This is a genomic window from Aliivibrio fischeri (assembly GCA_038993745.2).
GTDB lineage: Bacteria > Pseudomonadota > Gammaproteobacteria > Enterobacterales > Vibrionaceae > Aliivibrio > Aliivibrio fischeri_B.
In genome coordinates, this window is the sequence record CP160630.1 from 346,649 (window position 1) to 364,976 (window position 18,328).

Here is an 18,328-nt window from a genome sequence, read left to right on the forward strand (position 1 = left end):
CTCTCGCCGAAATTTCACATTGCGTGAAATGTGCAGGATATAGCAAGAATGTCACACAAATTATTAACTAATCTAAAAACAAAATATCAAATATTAGTCCTGTATTAGCAACCATTATAGTAATGGTGGTAGCGATTTATCTGGTTAACTCTAAATTAGAGTCAACAAACAGAAATGTTCAGATTTCTGATCATCGTAGCCTCCAATTGAGCAATGTTTCAATTGCAGAATCACGTCTTCTTTTCTTACGATTAAGCGTATCTTCAGGCTTCACTAATTATGAAGTCTTAAAATCAATTGATTTTGATGGAATTACCGCTGAACTTAGCGCCAATTTTAAAAGTATGGTAGAAGAACAGCGTAAACTACAAGAAATGAAAGCTGCGGTTAAAACACCTGAACAACTTCAAACTGAAGTTAACGTATTGATTTCTCAGCTTAACAGTTATAAAAAATATGCTGAAAACATTTCTAAATCTAATGATGCGAAAATAGAGGAATGGGGTAATTCACTGTATTTAACAACGCCTATTCAACAAGCAAGTGAATTAATATTTACAGCCTCTCAAAGTGAAGAATCAAAGCAGTATTGGAGCAAGGTAGTTCCTGAGGTTTATAGTCGAGCTGCAAAAATTGAAATTCAAATGACGTCTTTATTTAATGATGATTTATACACATCAGTAAGTAAGACACCAAGAATTGAACTTGTTGAAAAGGATTTTGACGCATTAGCTAAATTAATTGCACCACTAGAAAATAAAAAAGCAAAAGAGATTCTGGTTTCAGCATTTAAGGTTCAATCAGAATTAAATATGTCTTTATGGAATGCAACGGCTGATATTAATAAAAATAAGAAAGCATTGACCGAACTTGGTAGTCTTATTTACCAAGAATTAAATGATGAGAAAAATCGTTTAACTGAAATGAATGGAAAAATTTCAGATCATAATATGCAATTAATAGCAGAAAGTCAGAATCTATTATTAATGGCAATTACGATTACGGTTATTATTTCTTTGATTATCGGAATATTTATTGCTCAAATAGTAACAAGACCGATTTTAATTCTACAGAAACAAATGTCTGATATATCAGAAGGTCGCTTAGATTCATTAAATGAACAATCAAGCGATAATGAGATTGGTGAGTTATGTAAAAATACAGATGGCACTGTCATTCGTTTGCAAGAAATGATTAGTAACTTACGAAATGTCGGAGAGGAAGTTTCTTCTTCATCAACAGAACTTGCAGCAATCATGGTGCAAAGTGAAGCTAATGCCTCTGATCAAAAATCGCAGGTTGATCTGATCGCAACAGCAATTACGCAATTGGCAGCATCAGCAAATCAAGTTGATGAGTCAGCTAACCAAGCTGATGCAAAAGCAAAAGAAGTGCTGAACATGAGCCGTGATGGTGCGCGTTCTGCTTCTGAAGGCGTAAAATTAAGTCAAGACTTAGCATCTCAAATGGATGCAACCTCTGGTGAGGTAATGATACTTAAAGATCAAACTGACCGTATTAGCGAAGTTATTACTGTTATTGATTCAATCTCTGAGCAAACGAACTTACTTGCGTTGAATGCGGCGATAGAGGCGGCACGAGCAGGAGAAAGTGGTCGTGGATTCGCAGTGGTTGCAGATGAAGTTCGTGTATTAGCGGCAAAGACACAACAATCAACTCAGAACATTCAAAATATCATTAATGAGCTACAACAGAAATCATTGAATGTTGTTGAATCGGTAAATCAATCAATAGATATGATCCATCAAACGGCTCAAATGAGCATTGATACAAACAATCAATTGCTTAATATTTCAGAGTCAATTGAACTCATTTCTGTAACGAATTCTGAGATGGCAACAGCGGCGAATGAACAAAACCGTGCAATTGAATCGATTAGTGAAAATGTAAATATGATCACTGAAACCATCAGTCAAAACGTTGAAGGGATCAAAGAGTCAACTCAAGCAAGCCAACACTTGTCAGAGTTATCAGAGAATCAAAGAGAACAACTATTGTTCTTCAAATTATAACCAAAACCGAGCAGGCAGCTAAGGTTGTCTGCTCCTCATCTTATTGATTAACATTCTTTGGAATTATTATGCATAATATAAACAACGATTATATTACGACTGTTAGCAAAGAATCATTGCTGGCTTTAGGACTTACAGACGAAGAAATCGAATATATATTAACTATATTTGAACTTGAACTGTAATAATTAGCGTTAAATTTGATGGGGTAAGGCTACCTAAAAAAGTAAAATAACCACTCTCTATTGTTGATGTAATTCATATATTTAATACTAATAATCAGTAAGACTTTTCACTTTCATTTGTTCTTGTTGATTGTATTCTTAATAGTAGTATTCTATGTAAATTACAGAATTATCTGATTTTAGTTAATGCAGCAGTCAACACTAGGAAGTGAATGATGAACCCACTATTTTTCTTATGTGGACAAGAAAGTATCCCGGTACAAACCGATTTAATCTATGAATTCCAAAATGATCAAATATCGATGCATTTTTCAGGTATTCATAATCTTCCAATTAATGATCATTACCTTATTCTGCAATTTCCAACCCAATTAGAGCATGACGCAAAAATTTTGGGGGATGGTTTTCAAATGCTTGCTCAGACAGGCGGAAAAGTTGACTCACCACAAGAGATCGGCCGCTGTCCTGATAATAGTCCTAGTTATCGAATTTATTCAGAGCACGCAAAAAAAAGATTTTATAATTATTTAGTGATTGAACAATCAGACGGATTTACTCTCTTTGGTTTTACTTCTTGTTATCGATTTGCAGGTTATTTCGAGATACATGAATATCAAGGTTCAATGAATGTAATGGCATTTCTTGATGGTGAGTTTACTCATCCACAAGATTGGGCTAGTAATCGAATGGAGTCATTAACGGTTATTAAGGCTGAGTCTTTAGCTGAGTTATATGAGCTTTATGCAGCCAAAGTACAACAGCAGCACCCAATTCGACCAGGCGTAAAACAAGACGCTCCAATTGGTTGGTGCTCATGGTATGCCTACTATGCAGACGTTACAGAGAAAAACGTTTTAGATAATGTTGAGGTCATGTGCCAAAAAGACTCTGAATTTGAGTGGGTGCTTCTTGACGACGGATATCAAGCTTTCATGGGAGACTGGTTAACACCTTCAGATAAATTCCCTAATGGTATAAAAGCACTATTACAAAATATAAAAGCAAAAGGAAAGAAACCGGCTATTTGGATAGCTCCATTTATTGCACAACCTGAATCAGATATTTTTAAAAATCACCCAGATTGGTTTGTTCATCACGAGAATGGTGAATTATTAAAAGCAGAAGATATTACTTATGGTGGCTGGCGTTGTACGCCTTGGTATATCCTTGATACTTCAAAACAAGAAGTTCAAATCCATTTAACAGAAGTTATCCACACCATGAGGGAAGAGTGGGGAGTAGAGCTGTTTAAACTGGATGCTAATTATTGGGGTACGCTTAAAGGCAAGCGAACACAATCTGGGATCACGGGTATTGAGGCTTATCGATTAGGTATGCAAGCTATTACCAATGGGGCTGGTGATGCGTTAATTCTTGGCTGTAATGCGCCAATGTGGCCATCATTGGGTTTAGTTGACGCAATGCGAGTATCTGATGATGTTGAACGTAATCCTCAACGTTTTGAACAGATAGCAAAAGAGACATTTTACCGTAGCTGGCAGCACCGTAAATTATGGCAAATTGATCCTGATTGCGTCACGTTGATCTCATTGTCTAATCAAGGGACTGAACGAAAATATTATGAATTTCATCGAAATGTGATTTTAGCTTCTGGTGGACTTGCATTGTCGGGTGATCCGTTACCAGATTTGAATAAGTTCGCAAAGAAAACATGGAAGAATATTTTGTCTCGTCTTCGTTTAACTCAAGAGGCGGCTCAGTTTACTTCATTGAGTAATAAACATTGCACATTAACACTCAATCATCAGCATGAACTGCATTGTTTATTTAATTATGACGATGAAGCAATGGAGCACACCCTTGTTGCTGATCAGCCATCTATTTGGCGAGATTTCTGGACGGGGGAGCAGCTAAATGAAGAACCAACACAGATGTTAATTTTAACTTTAGATAGCGGATTGAACAGTAAAGCTATTTTAGTTTCAAATTAAAATCTCAGTTAAAAATCAGAAATAAGGCAGGTGTAATGTTTAAATTTACACTTGTCTTTTTTTATGCCTAAAAACTTCTAAAATATACAAGAATAACTAGATTTAACTATTTGATTTAAATTAATTAACTACTTTTTTCTTCGTTTTTGTTCATTTGAAGACGACTATTGGTATCCATATAATCCGATTCCCATTTTAAATCATAAATAGAGTTATTATATGAATGCTATCAATCGTTTCTTACTGAATATCCCTCTACGATATCAAATACTCTTTCCTCCGCTTTTCGCTATTATGGTTATGATTATCTCTATGTTGATCATTTCATCTGCGATGAACCAATCGGTTAAGAACTCGGAAGTATTAAATGTTCGCTTGCAAGAAATGACGCATTTATCTAGTAGTGAAACAAAAATTTTGCAGATATTTAGTGAAATTAATCGTTCTCTATCAAATCCCGAAGCCTTAGAAAATGTAGATGATTATGTTTTTGAACAAATTGAATTGATTAATTATGATTTCAATTATATTGAAGAAGAGCACAACAAGATAAAAGGTCAAAAGCATACAACACAGCAATTGATCATAGATTTAAACAAAGTTTCTGTTTTATTAGAAAACATGAAAGACATTATTGAATCGAATCAAACCATTTCAAAAAAGATGCAAACGGAATGGGCTAAGTTACCTTATTTAAGTGACTCGATAGAGCTTTTAAGTAAAGAAGTTCAGGATAATGAGGAACACCATTGGATCGAAATGGAAGAGGCACTGTACTCTTCATCTGAGATATTACAAATAAAGTTAAATTCGCTATATAACTTTAATATAGATAAGGAAGATTTTGAGATTATTGATGCTGAATTTATAAAAATAAACCAAGTAATTGATGATATTCATGAAAGTGATGCAAAAAGAAAAATACAACTAAATATTAGTAATTTACAATCAATTTATCATCAATTTTCTGAGTTAATTACTAATCTAAATAACAATAAATCGGATCTATTCAAAATTGAAAATAGCATTAATTACTTGATAAAAAATCAAAGTTCAAGAATTAATGAAATTAGTAGTACTTTATCAAAAGATAGTATTGAGCTTGTTTTTTCTAGCAAGCAAATGATTATTATTTCTATGATTTGCTTTACGTTATTAACCATGCTGATCACATGGATTACGATTCGAACGATTGTGATGCCTATAAGGATTTTGAAGGATCAGATAGAGTTTCTTTCCGAAGGAAAACTGAATGAGTTGAATAACTTAATTGGCAGCAATGAAGTCGCCGAACTTTGTCAAAATACAGATAAAACGGCACATCATTTACATCAGATAGTGAATGCTCTACGTGATATCGCCTCAGAGGTGTCTACGTCCTCATTAAGCCTTAATGTGTTAATGAATACGAATGAAAAAAATATATTAGAAGAGAAATCTCAGATTGAATTAATCGCAGCGGCTGTTACTGAATTATCGGCAGCAGCAACTCAAGTTGATCACGTTGCTATGAATGCAGATGAAAGAGCAAAAGAGGCATTGAACTTGAGCCGTTCTGGATCAGATACGGCTTCAGTAAGCAGTCAGTTAAGCCAAGAACTGGTGAAACAAATGGGATTAACGGCTAAAGAAGTTGAGTCATTAAAGGTTCAATCAGAGCAAATTAGTGAGGTTATTACGGTCATAGACTCAATATCAGACCAAACTAATTTATTAGCATTAAATGCAGCGATCGAAGCGGCAAGAGCAGGTGAGAGTGGGCGAGGCTTTGCTGTTGTTGCTGATGAAGTTAGGATGCTTGCTGCAAAAACGCAACAATCAACATTAACCATTCAAGAGGTCATCGATCGTTTGCAAAGTACATCTAATGATGTGGTTGAATCTGTTTCGAAATCAATCAAGATAATTAATGAAACTCAAGAAATGACAGAGAAAACAAATTCACAATTACTTGATATATCGAAAGAAATAGAAGAAATAACTTGTTCAAATACAGAAGTTGCGACCGCTGCAAATGAGCAAAATCAGGCCATTTTATCTATAAGTGAAAGCATTAATTTAATGACGGAGAATATTAATAAAAATATTGATGAAATGAATAAAATCAGCTCTAACGCCGATAAATTATCCGAGCTATCGACATCACAAGTAGAGCAACTTAAATTCTTCACTTTAATAGATAAAGATCATGAAAAGTAATACAAAAAAAACAGGCTATCCTCAGAAAGAAGCGTCTATTTCTAATGGTTTAACTGCGGAAGAGAGGGATTTCCTTTATAAAGTGTTTTGTTTTCCATTTAATCAAACGTCAAAAAAAGAAGATACAGAGAAGTAAATAAACTAAATGCCATAGCAGCAAAGGTATGCTGCTATGGTGTGCATTTTAATAAAACTCTTTAACAATAAATGAAATATCTTGTTGTTCACTATAAGTAAGGCTGAAGCCTTTATCTATAATATAAAAGTGCAGGTAGTTATACTTATTGTCATTTTTAAATGTTTTTGGGAACATTTTTAGTTTCGTTTGATCTTCAATATGCCCATGTTGAATTAAGCTACTTTGCTCATCTTCATTAATAACATTTGAAATTAACGTATCTTTATCAAATTGTGCTTTAAAATCACTAAAATAAGTATATTTACCGTTATATCCAGATTCTGAGATGTTAATTGACATATCTAAGTCATAGCTTTTATCTTCTTGAAGATTAAAGTAGAAATTATACGTCGCAAATGCAATGTAATCTTTATCATCATTTGATGTAAATTGAACATTAGTATGAAGGTTAAAATTACCATCCTGATCGTTGTCTTTTTGAATGATAGGATGATTATCTTGTTCTAAACCACTAGTAAGGTTTTGATTTATGAGAGTCTCAATATTATCTTCATTTGTTTCAAGAAAAATAATTTTATTCGTAACATCATTACATTTATGTTCGATAAATAAACACTGAGATAAAGATAATTTATCTTCGCCAAGATGCAAAAAGTATAAGTAATTAGGTTGAATATTTAACTTTGTTATATCAATAGCTTTAGAAGTGGATAACATATATATGTTATCTGATACTTTATTAAGGTTTTGCGTTATTGAGCTAGGTGCAACTTGTTTGAAAATAGGGAATATGAAAAAAAGAGAAACAAGAATGAGCACAGAGAAGAAGAGAAAATAGAACTTTTTAATTGGTTTTGAGAGTAGGCGATCTCCTGATTTATAACCTTTATTTTTTATAGTATCGATGATTGAGATGTTATGGGTTAAGAATTTTTTCCTTAATAAGGATATTGTCTGGGTTACGACACTATTTGCAACTGAACCATCTTCCCAACATTGTGTATATATTTCATCTTTTGTATAAATTTTATTCGGATTACTATAAAGAAGAAACAATAAATTAGCCTCATTAAGGCTTATTTTTATTTCTTCTTTAGTACGATTGATTACAACAGTTAAACTGCTGTAATCAATTGTGAGATTTTGGGTTTTAACTATCTCTTTTTTATTCATTATTATCCTTTAGCATTCGATTTTTGGCGTTGCAGCACTAATGCGCTGTTTTCTATCGTGAGTCGGAGCATCAAAATGGCTTTCTAAAAGACGCTGTGTGATTGAATGTTGAGGGTTAGCAAAGATCTCTTGTGTCGGACCTTTTTCAACAACTTCCCCTTCATGCATCACCATTACTTTATCGGTAATGTGTTTCACTACACCAATGTGTTGTGATACATAAATAAATGAAATGGCCATTTCTTGTTGCAGTTCCAAAAATAAATTAATGATTTGAGAACGCATCGCCATATCTAAACCGTTTAACGCTTCATCAGCAACGATAATTGATGGTTGAAGAATTAATGCACGAGCCAAACAAACACGCTGTTTTTGGCCTGTTGCAAGCATTTGCGGGTAAAAATACGCATGCTCAGGTAATAAGCCAACGCGAAGCAAGGTGTCTTTTACTCGTTGTTGACGTGCTTCTGGTGGCATGCTGGTATTACGTTTTAATGGGCCTTCTAAAATACGTCCAATTTGAATTCTAGGATTTAATGAGGAATTTGGATCCTGAAAAATCATTCGAATCAATTTACAGCGAGTTTGGAAGTCTTTGTAATCTAATACTTCACCATTAACTTTTATGATCCCAGATGTTGGTTCAACAACACCTGCTAACATACGAGCAAGTGTGGATTTACCTGAGCCATTCGCTCCAATAAAACCAAGAGTCTGCCCCGCTTCTAAAGAAAAACTAACGGGTTTAACTGCTTCACGTACTTGTTTACGAAATAATCCAGTACGAAATACATAGTCTTTTTTAAGATCAGTAACTTCAAGAAGCGCAGTCATTCTTCTTCTCCTCAAAATTTAATGGGAAATGGCAGCTAAATTTGTGATCTTTCACTTTTTGTCTCTCTGGTACTTGCACACATTTACGTTGTGCATATGGACAACGAGGTCCAAGACGACAGCCAATGGGTAAATGTTGTAGAGGCGGAATTGTACCAGGTAGTGATTCTAACTTAGCTTTGTGTGGGATCCCATCTTTACTAAAATCAGGCATAGCACGAAGCAGGGCATTGGTATAGGGGTGCTTTGGTGCTTCAAGGATATCTTTACGACAAGCTGATTCTACAGATTGACCACAATACATTACCGTGATTCGGTCTACCCATTGAGTAAGGGTGATTAAGTCGTGGCTGATTAATAAAATTGTCGTGTTATTAACCTGATTCATTCGACTTAGTAGACGGAATATTTGTGACTGTGTCACAGCATCCAATTCATCGGTTGGTTCATCTGCAATTAAGATACGTGGTTTGTTGGCAATCGCCATTGCGATCATCACTTTTTGACATTCACCATCCGTTAATTCATATGGATAGCATTTCATTATGTGTTTATGATCTTTAATACCAACCTTGTGGAGTAGGGCTATTGCACCTTTCGTTCGCCAATTCCATCTTTGCCACCAGCTACCAGTAAAGTATTTGGAAGGAATCGCTTCTTTTAGTTGGTTACCCACTTGTTCTGATGGGTCAAGGCAGGTTGATGGCTCTTGGAAGATCATTGCCATTTCACGTCCGATAACTCGGCGTCGCTCTTTAGGAGATAGGGCTAATAAATCAATGTTACCTAGACGCATACGGTCTGCACTGATTTTCCAGTTATCTTTGGTGATACCTAAAATGGCTTTAGCAACAAGAGATTTCCCTGAGCCAGATTCTCCCACTAAACCACGAATCTCACCTTCATTTAAGGTTAAGCTCATGCGGTCAACGGCTTTTACCATGCCTTGAGGTGTTTCTAACTCAATGGTTAAATGGCGAATATCTAATAATGGCATTATTCTGTCCCCGCATTTAACGCACGTTGAATACCGTCACCAACTAAGTTGATGATGATGACTGTAAAGGTAATTACAATTCCAGGTAAGGTCACTGTCCATGGTGCTGTATAAATTAACTCAACAGAATCTCCTAACATGGCTCCCCACTCGGGACTAGGAGCCTGTGCTCCTAAACCTAGAAAACCTAACGCAGTGATATCTAAAATGGCAATAGAGATAGCAAGCGTCATTTCTGCAACCATAACGACAAGAATATTAGGTAATATGGAATTCCATAAAAGATAGAAGTTGTTTGCTCCATCTAGTCGTGCAGCAAGAATATAATCCTTTTCAACTTCATTATGAACCGCTGTATAAACAGCTCGAACAAAGCGTGGGATAAGCGCGAGCCAAATAGCTAATAAAATATTAAATTCACCAAATCCTAAAAATGCAACGAAAATGATCGCAAGCAATAAAGATGGAATAGATAAAATGGTATCGAGTAGGTGGTTTAATGTACTGGACAGTAATCCCTTTGTCATACCTGCAAAAATACCAATTACGCAGCCAACAAACCCTGATAGCAGGGCAACGATAACCGCATAACCGAAAGTTAATTGTGAACCCATAAGTAATCGTGACAAGATATCTCTACCTAGGTCATCAGTACCTAAGAAAAAGATAACGTCCCCCTCAGAGCTCCATGATGGCGGCATCAGTAAATAATCTGACTGCCATTGTGGATCATATGGACTTAACCATGGCGAGGTGACAGTGATAATTACAATCAGTAATAAGCACCAAAAACCGAACATCGCGAGTGAATTCGCTCGATAACTCAACCAGAAACGTTCCATTTGAGTAGGGATATGTTCTTCTTGATAAACATTATTTGAGAGCATAGAACTCTTTCCTTACTAACGGGTTAACTGCTGCACCCAGTAAATCAGATAAAATGTTGGCTAATAAAATGAATGACGCAACAGTAATAACGCCAGCCTGAATGGCGACAAAATCTTGATTAATGATGGCATCAAGTAGCCAGCGCCCAACACCAGGCCAATTAAAAATGGATTCAGTTAAGATCGCTGCGGTAAATAAGCCAGATAATTGAACACCTAATTTTGGAATAATTGGAGGTAAGGCATTACGGATTATGTGCTTGACCATGATTTCAAATTTAGATAGGCCTTTAGTATGAGCGACTTTGATGTAGTTTTGTGTAATAACCGTTGCGACGGACGAGCGCATTAAACGAACAACTTCTGTCATCGGCGCAATGGAAAGTACTAATGTGGGTAAGATTAAATGCTGAATGATGTTCTCAAGCATTTCTGCCCGATAAGGTGATTTTGAGGCAAGCACATCAATAAAGGCAAATCCTGTTTTAGCATCGAATTCATACAATAAGCTGTAACGACCTGAAACTGGAGTTACGCCTAGTTGTAAACTGAAAAACATTAATACTAATAAAGCAATCCAGAATAAAGGCATGGAATAACCAACTAATGCGATTGATGAGATTAGTGTATCTAAAGGTTTACCTCTACGCATCCCAGCAATGGTACCAATCGGCGTACCTATAATCAGTGCAATAAAGAAAGCAAAGAAGCAAAGTTCGATAGTCGCAGGGAAGACTCGAAGTATTTCATCAAGCATCTTTACGCCATATTGATTAATACCTAAATTACCGTTTAATAGTTGGCCAAGATAAGTAAACCAACCAGATAAAAAGGGTGTTTTCGCCCAAGTTGATGCTTCATCTAGACGTAAAATATTAAAACCAATCAGAGTTAAAATGAGTAAGGTAATAATAAATAAATTAAAGCGTCTAATGGTATAAATCCACATTAGTTCAACTCCTTAACTCTAACAACGTTATGGAAAGAGTAAGTATTAAAAGGGCTTAATGTGAAGCCTGTTAAAGAAGATTGATTGGCTTGATATTTAACGCCGTGAGCCAGAGGGATAACGGGTAACTCTTCACTGAGTACATTTTGGATTTGGCGATAAATATTAATACGATATCTTGGTTGATTTGTTTCTTTAGCTAAATCTAATAACAGATCAAACTCCTCGTTACACCAGTTTGCAACACCAAAACCCGCTTGTTTAGCATCACACGAAAGTAACGGTCTGAGTAATGAATCAGGATCTGAACTGTTTGCATTCCAGCCAGTAAGCACCAAATCGATATCAGCATCTTTTAGTTCATTCGGATTTAAAATATCTGAGGTGATCAGTTTTAAATCTATGCCTAATTTTGCAAAGTCACTTTGGATAATCTCTGCAGATTTTTTCGGACTTGGATTGTATGAGTTATTATCCAGCGGGACCCACATGGTGAGTTCTAACCCATCTTTAACGCCGGCTTCTCGTAACAAGCCTTTAGCGTAATTGAGATCATAGCGAATGTGTGAGCTGTCATTACCATAAGCCCATGATGCGGGAGGTAAAATGGATTTTGCTTCAATTCCTGAATTGTAATAAACCGAATTAATTAGGCTAGAACGGTCGATAGCAAAACTGAGCGCCTTTCGAACTCGTTGATCTTGTAATATCGGTTCTCGCATATTAATTGCGATATAAGCGACATTCATTGCTGTTTGTGAGTATAAAGTCAATGCATCATTATCAATAATGATTGGTAGTTGGCTTGATATTGGATTGGCAACAACATCGCATTCTTGGCGCAGTAATTTTGCTAAAGAGCCTGTCCCTCTGCTAGAGATATCAAAGACAACTTGAGACATGTTTGCAGGACCTTGCCAATATTGTTCATGACGCTTCAAGCGAACTAATTCACTTCTTTGGAATTGAGCTAACTTAAATGGACCAGTACCTACTGGCTTAACATCAATTAATGTTTTTTCGTCTATTACTGCTAATTGTTGTGCGTACTCTTCTGAATGAATAACCGCATAGCTTGCAGCGAGAACTGATAAGAAAGTGTTATCTGGTGTTGATAAAGTAAATCGCACTTGATGAGGGGTGATTGCTTCAACAGATGTAACCATTTGAGAAAAGTTTATGCTGTTAAACCAAGGGTAGTCTCCTGAATTAACGTTATGAAATGCGTTATTTTTATCTAAGATTCGATTAAAACTGAATGCCACATCATTAGCTGTTAAAGCTCGGGATGGGGTAAACCATTCGGTTGTATGAAATTGAACATTTTCTTTTAAATCAAATGTATAAACTGTCCCTGTATCATCAACCTGCCAAGAAGTCGCGAGGTTAGCTGAAGGTTTTTGCGTAACAGGATCTATGATAAGCAAACGGTCATAAACTTGAGCGCTTATGGCCTCAAGAATGCTGTTGCCGTCAGAAATCTGTGGGTTGAAAAAATCCACATTTCCAGATTCACAATAAATGAATCCTGTGTCATGAATCGTTTGTTTGATCCCCGCATCATAACAAGCTGTTAGATTAAATAATCCAGTAGCAGCTATGAGTAGGCGCGCAATAATCTTCATAATGACCGTAGTTTTATCGATTTAAATTAATGAACCTGCCATTTTATACCCAAGTGACTGGTTCTGCACTCAAATATCTAAGAATATCCCTTGATTGTGGTCAAGAGTTGATGTTTTTTTAATAATCCACGAAATTGATGGTAAGTAATGCCTAATTCTTCAGCAGCTTTTCGTTGGTGGTACTGTGTTTCAGTTAATGCTTGTTGCAGTAATTCTTTTTCTTGTTCTAATTGAAATTGCTTTAGATTCAAAGGTAAAGATGGTTTGTTATCTTGCGTTATCGTCTTGTTGATTATAGTTGAAGAATTTTTTGTTGGCGCGTTTTCCCAAGGTGCAATAAATGGGTTTATTTGAATTGATTCTATCTGAGCTTCTTCATGGTTATGCTTAAATACTGCTCTTTCTATGCAATTACGAAGTTCGCGAACATTACCTGGCCAGTCATAATCTAAAATTTGATGTTTAGCTTGGTGCGAGAAACCTGCGAAATAAGTAAGGTTCATTTCTTGACACATTTTGATTGCAAAATGTTCTGCAAGTAATAAAACATCGTTTTCACGGTATCGTAGGGGTGGTAGATGAATGACATCAAAAGAGAGTCTATCTAATAGATCTGCTCGAAATTTTTTATCATTAACCATCTCTTGAGGGTTTTGATTAGTAGCACAAATTAGACGAACATTGGCTTTTAATGTTTGTGACCCACCAACTCGTTCATATTCACCATACTCAATCACTCTAAGTAGCTTTTCTTGTACAGTAAGAGGAGCAGTTGTGAGTTCATCTAAAAATAAAGAGCCGCCATCGGCACGTTCAAATCGACCTTGATGACGTTGCTTTGCACCCGTAAAAGATCCTGCATCGTGGCCGAAAAGTTCCGAATCGAGAGTTCCGGAGTTTAGAGCTGCACAATTTAAGCTAATCAATGGCTCATTCCAGCGTCTAGATAAAAAATGCAAACGCTGAGCAATTAACTCTTTACCTGTTCCTCTTTCACCAAGGATTAGTATCGGTCTATCAATTGTCGCTAATTGTGAAGCATGGTCTAACGCAGATAAGAATGCATCAGACTCCCCAACTAAACTGTCTTTTCTCATCAGATCTCCATTCTTATGGTTATTTTGACCAAAAAGTAGTGGTTTTAATCATGACTTATTTTTGTTGTGTGGTCAATTTTAAATAAGTTATTGATTTTTATGGAGTGAAAAAGTGGCATGCATTGTGTAATAGCTATATTAAAAGCAAAATCGTTTATTTAGTGAGGATTCAATTATGGGTATTTTTTCACGTTTTGCAGATATCGTTAATTCTAATGTAACTTCTTTATTGGATAAGGCTGAAAATCCAGAAAAAATGATCCGTTTGATCATTCAAGAGATGGAAGATACGTTAGTTGAGGTACGCACTGCATCAGCAAAAGCGTTGGCAGATAAAAAAGAGTTAACTCGCAAAATTAGCTCTATTGAAGCACAAGTTGCTGATTGGCAAGATAAAGCAAGTTTGGCATTACTTAAACAAAGAGAAGATCTTGCGCGTTCAGCATTAATTGAAAAACAAAAAGTTCAGGATATTCTTTCTAGCTTAAAAACCGAATTTATTTTGGTTGAAGAGAGTATTGAGAAGCTGAGCGCAGAATTAATTGAGTTAGAAACTAAACTGACAGAAACAAGAGCAAGACAACAAGCATTAGTCATTCGCCAACAAACTGCACAGCATAGGAATGACATAAAATCACATACACATTCGGGTAAGACAGAACGTGCTATGGCTAAATTTGAGCAATATGAACGCCGAATTGATGAGTTAGATGCTAAAGCAGACAGTTACTCTATTGGAAAAGCAAATTCATTAGAACAAGAGTTTGCTGAACTGCAAGCGCAAGATGAAATTGATAAAGAAATTGAGCGTCTAAAAGAACAAATGAAGAAAGACGCATAGTCTTCTACCTGAGCAACAATTATCTGAATGGGTAGAGAGTTAATAATTATTTAGGAGAAAACAATGAGTAGCTTTTTTGCTTTCCCATTGGCTGTATTTTTTATTTTTGTTGCACCTTTATGGTTGTTTTTGCATTACCGAAATAAAGGCAAAGCAGGCCAAGGTTTGTCATACGAAGATGGTCAGTTATTGAAATCAATGACAGAACGTGCAGATAAAATGCAAAAACGCATTGAAACGTTAGAGAAAATCCTAGATTCGGAGTCCCCAAGTTGGAGGGAGCGCTAATGTCACGAGAGTTATATAGAGATACTCGAAACGGAAAAATTGGAGGAGTATGCGCCGGTATTGCTCAATACTTTGGAGTAGAACCTTGGATTGTACGCATATTAGTGGTTTCCGCTGCGCTTTTTAGTGCGGGCTTTTTAGTTATGCTAGCGTATTTCGCTGGGATGCTATTTTTGGATAAAGCACCTATCGAAATGTATTACCGAGCAGAAGAAAGTCGTGAGCATACAGTAAAAAGTAAGCCATGGCAGGCAGGGCAATCTGCATCAGAGGTAATTAAGCGTGTTGATCGTGATATGGCAAGAATGGAAGAGAAAATTCGCCGTATGGAAGGCTATGTAACCTCTTCTGAATATAAAGTACGTAAAGAGTTTCGTAACTTATAACCTTATTTATAACAAAGTAATACCTTGTTCATGGAGTGTTCAGATTAGGTTCTGTACACTCCACTTTGTATGAATGAATAAAGTGAGAACAATAAATGAGTAAATTAGCTAAAGAAATGAACAGATGGGTTAGTCGTAGTATGGATCGCCATGTAAAATTGGCTGTCACAGGACTTTCTCGTGCAGGTAAGACTGCATTTATCACCTCTTTAGTTAATCAATGCTTGCATGCCTCTACAAGTGACAAGCTACCCTTGTTATCTGCGAGTCGTGAAGGGCGAATGATTGGAGCCAAACGAGTTCCGCAATCTAACCTATCTATTCCAAGTTTTACTTATGATGACGGAATGGATTCACTGTTATCTGATCCACCAACTTGGCCAGAACCAACAAGAGACGTTAGTGAACTACGTTTAGCCATTAAATTTAAACCTAAGTCTGGGGTGCTTAAGCATTTTCAGGATAGCGCAACTCTGTTTGTGGATATTGTTGACTATCCCGGTGAGTGGTTATTAGATCTGCCTTTGTTGGATATGGATTATTTGGCATGGTCAAAGCAACAGCAAGCTAATTTAACAGGACATAGAAAAGTACTTTCAGAGGCGTGGTTGCAAGAAGCGAAACAGTTAGATCCTCTGGCACCTGTTGATGAAAAACAATTGGCACGTATTGCTGATGCATTTACTGATTATTTGCACACTTGTAAAAATGAAAAGGGACTGCATTGGGTACAACCTGGTCGCTTTGTGTTACCTGGAGAGCTTGCTGGTGCGCCAGTTTTGCAATTTTTTCCGTTTATGTTTTTACATAAACACACAGAAGAAGAGTTAGCAAAAGCAAAGAAAGGGTCAAATATTACTGTGCTCAAGCAACGTTATAAGCATTACCAACAGAATGTGGTTAAAACATTCTATAACGACCACTTTCGCCATTTTGATCGTCAGATTGTTTTAGTTGACTGTTTGCAGCCATTAAATGCAGGGGAAAATTCATTTAATGATATGCGACAAGCAATAGATCAATTAATGCACAGCTTTCAATATGGCAAGAGCTCATTACTTAAGCGTTTATTTTCGCCAAAAATAGACAAGGTATTATTTGCCGCAACAAAAGCGGATCATGTTACTCCAGAACAGCACCCTAATATGGTGTCGTTGCTTCAACAAATGATTTATCAAACATGGCAAGAAACCGCTTATGAAGGAATTAAGATGGAGTGCATGAGCATTGCTTCTATTCAGGCAACGACTGCGGGAATGATTGATGAAGATGGTGAGATCTTTGCGGCAATTTCTGGAATAAATACAGCTCAACAACCAATGATGATGTTTCCTGGAGAAGTACCAAAACGTATACCAAGTAAAGCGTACTGGGAAACAGAACCATTTAATTTTATGAGTTTTCAGCCATTAAAAAATGAGAATGATAGACCGTTACAGCATATTCGAATGGATAAAGCGATACAGTTCTTATTGGGAGATAAATTGATATGAGTGAATTAAAAAAACAGCGTGTTTTTCAATCGCAGGAACTAAAACAACAAGATGTAATTGAATCGCTGAACACTCAAAAATTGTTTAATGATAATGTGACATTTATTCCTCAGAAGACTGAGGATGAAGAGGAGCTAGATAGCTCTGATATAGAAATGTCATTGATAAAAAAGAGAACGCATTGGAGCATTAAAACTCTGATTATTGGTTTTTTAGGTTTAACGCTTTGGCAGAGTATTGATCATGTCATTACTGCAATTCAATCGGCAGATTTTCTTTCATTAGGGTGGGCTGGATTAATCAGTTTTGCAGCATTACTGGGTGTGACGGCTATTGGTCGAGAGTTATTGACACTTCGTAAGTTAAAAGATCGTGCAGAGCTTCAAGAGCAAGTTACTGAACTGATTGATGGTAATGGCATAGGGCAAGCAAAGGTGTTTTGTGAAGGTTTAGCTAGAAAAAACTTGAAACTTAACCCTATTGAATATACTCGCTGGCAAAATAGTATTGAACCACATCATAGCAATGCTGAAGTATTTGAAATGTATGACAGCATGGTCATCTCTGTTCAAGATAAACGAGCAAAAGCGTTAATAAGTAAGCATGCTGGTGAATCTGCTCTAATGGTTGCATTAAGCCCTTTAGCCGTGGTCGATATGTTATTAGTTGCATGGCGTAATATCCGATTAATAGAGCAAGTATCCGAAGTTTACGGGGTTGAATTAGGCTATTGGGGCCGCTTGCGTCTGTTTAAAATGGTTTTACAAAATATGGCTTTTGCTGGAGCAACAGAAATAGCAACGGATGTTGGTGTTGATATGCTTTCTACTGGTTTAGCAGGAAAATTATCAACTCGTGCAGCTCAAGGTTTAGGCATTGGTTTAATTACGGCTCGTTTTGGTTTGAAAACCATGAACTTAATGCGTCCATTGCCTTGGATGAATGATGAAGCCCTAAATTATCTGATATGCGTAAAACGATAGTTACTCAGCTGGCATCAAAGTTAGGTACTCAAAATTAAAACTAATTAGCATCTTCATAAAAAATCATACTATTTACAAATCAATTAATGATAGTATGACGCCATTAGTCGGGGAGCCAATAGGCTGAGATCGCAATAGCGAACCCGTTGAACCTGATTCAGTTAGTACTGACGTAGGGAACTAATGGTCCTTTTGACACGATCTTTTTAGATCCGTTTCTTTTGGTGAGATCTTACGCTTATACGTAGGAGTAATCTCATTTGACTG

The 18,328-nt window shown here is 36.3% G+C and carries 15 protein-coding genes, 1 pseudogene and 1 riboswitch; of the genes and pseudogenes, 9 read left to right on the top strand and 7 right to left on the bottom strand.

The genetic code is table 11. The features are described 5' to 3' along the window. Positions 1–206: 206 nt before the first annotated feature. The 4 genes from AAFX60_015615 to AAFX60_015630 all read left to right on the top strand — a co-directional run bounded on the left by AAFX60_015615 (position 207) and on the right by AAFX60_015630 (position 6,505). Positions 207–2,033: a HAMP domain-containing methyl-accepting chemotaxis protein gene (locus AAFX60_015615; GenBank protein XDF79834.1), complete on the top strand. Its 1,827-nt coding sequence runs from the start codon at positions 207–209 to the stop codon at positions 2,031–2,033. A 397-nt stretch (positions 2,034–2,430) separates the two neighbouring features. Next, positions 2,431–4,170 (top strand): alpha-galactosidase, encoded by a 1,740-nt coding sequence (locus AAFX60_015620; GenBank protein XDF79835.1) that lies wholly within the window; start codon positions 2,431–2,433, stop codon positions 4,168–4,170. Positions 4,171–4,389: 219 nt separating this feature from the next. Next, the gene (locus AAFX60_015625; GenBank protein XDF79836.1) at positions 4,390–6,369 is read left to right on the top strand and encodes a methyl-accepting chemotaxis protein; all 1,980 of its coding nucleotides are present in this window, start codon (positions 4,390–4,392) and stop codon (positions 6,367–6,369) included. Next, positions 6,359–6,505 (top strand): hypothetical protein, encoded by a 147-nt coding sequence (locus AAFX60_015630; GenBank protein XDF79837.1) that lies wholly within the window; start codon positions 6,359–6,361, stop codon positions 6,503–6,505. Before AAFX60_015625 ends, AAFX60_015630 begins: the two co-directional genes overlap by 11 nt. Before the next feature lie 48 nt (positions 6,506–6,553). On the opposite strand, the gene AAFX60_015635 is transcribed toward AAFX60_015630, so the two are convergent. The 7 genes from AAFX60_015635 to pspF all read right to left on the bottom strand — a co-directional run bounded on the left by AAFX60_015635 (position 6,554) and on the right by pspF (position 14,070). Continuing rightward, positions 6,554–7,681, bottom strand: a complete 1,128-nt coding sequence (locus tag AAFX60_015635) for a winged helix-turn-helix domain-containing protein (GenBank protein ID XDF79838.1) — start codon at positions 7,679–7,681, stop codon at positions 6,554–6,556. Between the two features lie 9 nt (positions 7,682–7,690). Beyond that, positions 7,691–8,515: an ATP-binding cassette domain-containing protein gene (locus AAFX60_015640; GenBank protein ID XDF79839.1), complete on the bottom strand. Its 825-nt coding sequence runs from the start codon at positions 8,513–8,515 to the stop codon at positions 7,691–7,693. After that, a complete protein-coding gene (locus AAFX60_015645; protein ID XDF79840.1) occupies positions 8,499–9,512 on the bottom strand; it encodes an oligopeptide/dipeptide ABC transporter ATP-binding protein in 1,014 nt (337 codons plus the stop codon). The genes AAFX60_015640 and AAFX60_015645 overlap by 17 nt, the downstream gene beginning before the upstream one ends. Continuing rightward, on the bottom strand, positions 9,512–10,399 hold the full coding sequence (sapC, locus tag AAFX60_015650; GenBank protein ID XDF79841.1) for a putrescine export ABC transporter permease SapC: 888 nt from the start codon (positions 10,397–10,399) through the stop codon (positions 9,512–9,514). The genes AAFX60_015645 and sapC overlap by 1 nt, the downstream gene beginning before the upstream one ends. Continuing rightward, positions 10,386–11,348, bottom strand: a complete 963-nt coding sequence (locus AAFX60_015655) for an ABC transporter permease subunit (GenBank protein XDF79842.1) — start codon at positions 11,346–11,348, stop codon at positions 10,386–10,388. The genes sapC and AAFX60_015655 overlap by 14 nt, the downstream gene beginning before the upstream one ends. After that, on the bottom strand, positions 11,348–12,973 hold the full coding sequence (gene sapA, locus AAFX60_015660) for an ABC transporter substrate-binding protein SapA (GenBank protein XDF79843.1): 1,626 nt from the start codon (positions 12,971–12,973) through the stop codon (positions 11,348–11,350). The genes AAFX60_015655 and sapA overlap by 1 nt, the downstream gene beginning before the upstream one ends. A 77-nt stretch (positions 12,974–13,050) precedes the next feature. Then, positions 13,051–14,070, bottom strand: coding sequence for a phage shock protein operon transcriptional activator (pspF, locus tag AAFX60_015665; protein XDF79844.1), 1,020 nt, complete (start codon positions 14,068–14,070; stop codon positions 13,051–13,053). Positions 14,071–14,245: 175 nt separating this feature from the next. Between pspF and pspA the strand changes: the two genes are divergently transcribed. From pspA to AAFX60_015690, 5 genes and pseudogenes are all read left to right on the top strand, one after another. Then, positions 14,246–14,911, top strand: coding sequence for a phage shock protein PspA (pspA, locus tag AAFX60_015670; GenBank protein XDF79845.1), 666 nt, complete (start codon positions 14,246–14,248; stop codon positions 14,909–14,911). Positions 14,912–14,974: 63 nt separating this feature from the next. Further along, positions 14,975–15,199, top strand: coding sequence for an envelope stress response membrane protein PspB (gene pspB, locus AAFX60_015675; GenBank protein ID XDF79846.1), 225 nt, complete (start codon positions 14,975–14,977; stop codon positions 15,197–15,199). Beyond that, positions 15,199–15,585 carry an envelope stress response membrane protein PspC gene (pspC, locus tag AAFX60_015680; protein XDF79847.1) on the top strand — a complete coding sequence of 129 codons (387 nt, stop codon included), beginning with the start codon at positions 15,199–15,201 and terminating at the stop codon, positions 15,583–15,585. The genes pspB and pspC overlap by 1 nt, the downstream gene beginning before the upstream one ends. Positions 15,586–15,680: 95 nt before the next feature. Continuing rightward, a complete protein-coding gene (locus AAFX60_015685) occupies positions 15,681–17,078 on the top strand; it encodes a YcjX family protein (protein XDF79848.1) in 1,398 nt (465 codons plus the stop codon). Continuing rightward, positions 17,075–18,099: pseudogene (locus AAFX60_015690) on the top strand (TIGR01620 family protein). Before AAFX60_015685 ends, AAFX60_015690 begins: the two are co-directional and overlap by 4 nt. A 60-nt stretch (positions 18,100–18,159) precedes the next feature. After that, a riboswitch (TPP riboswitch) is annotated at positions 18,160–18,257 on the top strand. The last annotated feature ends 71 nt before the right edge of the window (positions 18,258–18,328 follow it).

Coding starts and splice junctions, on each gene's coding strand:
- AAFX60_015620 (XDF79835.1), top strand. CDS start 2,431: ATGATGAACCCACTATTTTTCTTATGTGGACAAGAAAGTATCCCGGTA.
- AAFX60_015625 (XDF79836.1), top strand. CDS start 4,390: ATGAATGCTATCAATCGTTTCTTACTGAATATCCCTCTACGATATCAA.
- AAFX60_015630 (XDF79837.1), top strand. CDS start 6,359: ATGAAAAGTAATACAAAAAAAACAGGCTATCCTCAGAAAGAAGCGTCT.
- AAFX60_015635 (XDF79838.1), bottom strand. CDS start 7,681: ATGAATAAAAAAGAGATAGTTAAAACCCAAAATCTCACAATTGATTAC.
- AAFX60_015640 (XDF79839.1), bottom strand. CDS start 8,515: ATGACTGCGCTTCTTGAAGTTACTGATCTTAAAAAAGACTATGTATTT.
- AAFX60_015645 (XDF79840.1), bottom strand. CDS start 9,512: ATGCCATTATTAGATATTCGCCATTTAACCATTGAGTTAGAAACACCT.
- sapC (XDF79841.1), bottom strand. CDS start 10,399: ATGCTCTCAAATAATGTTTATCAAGAAGAACATATCCCTACTCAAATG.
- AAFX60_015655 (XDF79842.1), bottom strand. CDS start 11,348: ATGTGGATTTATACCATTAGACGCTTTAATTTATTTATTATTACCTTA.
- sapA (XDF79843.1), bottom strand. CDS start 12,973: ATGAAGATTATTGCGCGCCTACTCATAGCTGCTACTGGATTATTTAAT.
- pspF (XDF79844.1), bottom strand. CDS start 14,070: ATGAGAAAAGACAGTTTAGTTGGGGAGTCTGATGCATTCTTATCTGCG.
- pspA (XDF79845.1), top strand. CDS start 14,246: ATGGGTATTTTTTCACGTTTTGCAGATATCGTTAATTCTAATGTAACT.
- pspB (XDF79846.1), top strand. CDS start 14,975: ATGAGTAGCTTTTTTGCTTTCCCATTGGCTGTATTTTTTATTTTTGTT.
- pspC (XDF79847.1), top strand. CDS start 15,199: ATGTCACGAGAGTTATATAGAGATACTCGAAACGGAAAAATTGGAGGA.
- AAFX60_015685 (XDF79848.1), top strand. CDS start 15,681: ATGAGTAAATTAGCTAAAGAAATGAACAGATGGGTTAGTCGTAGTATG.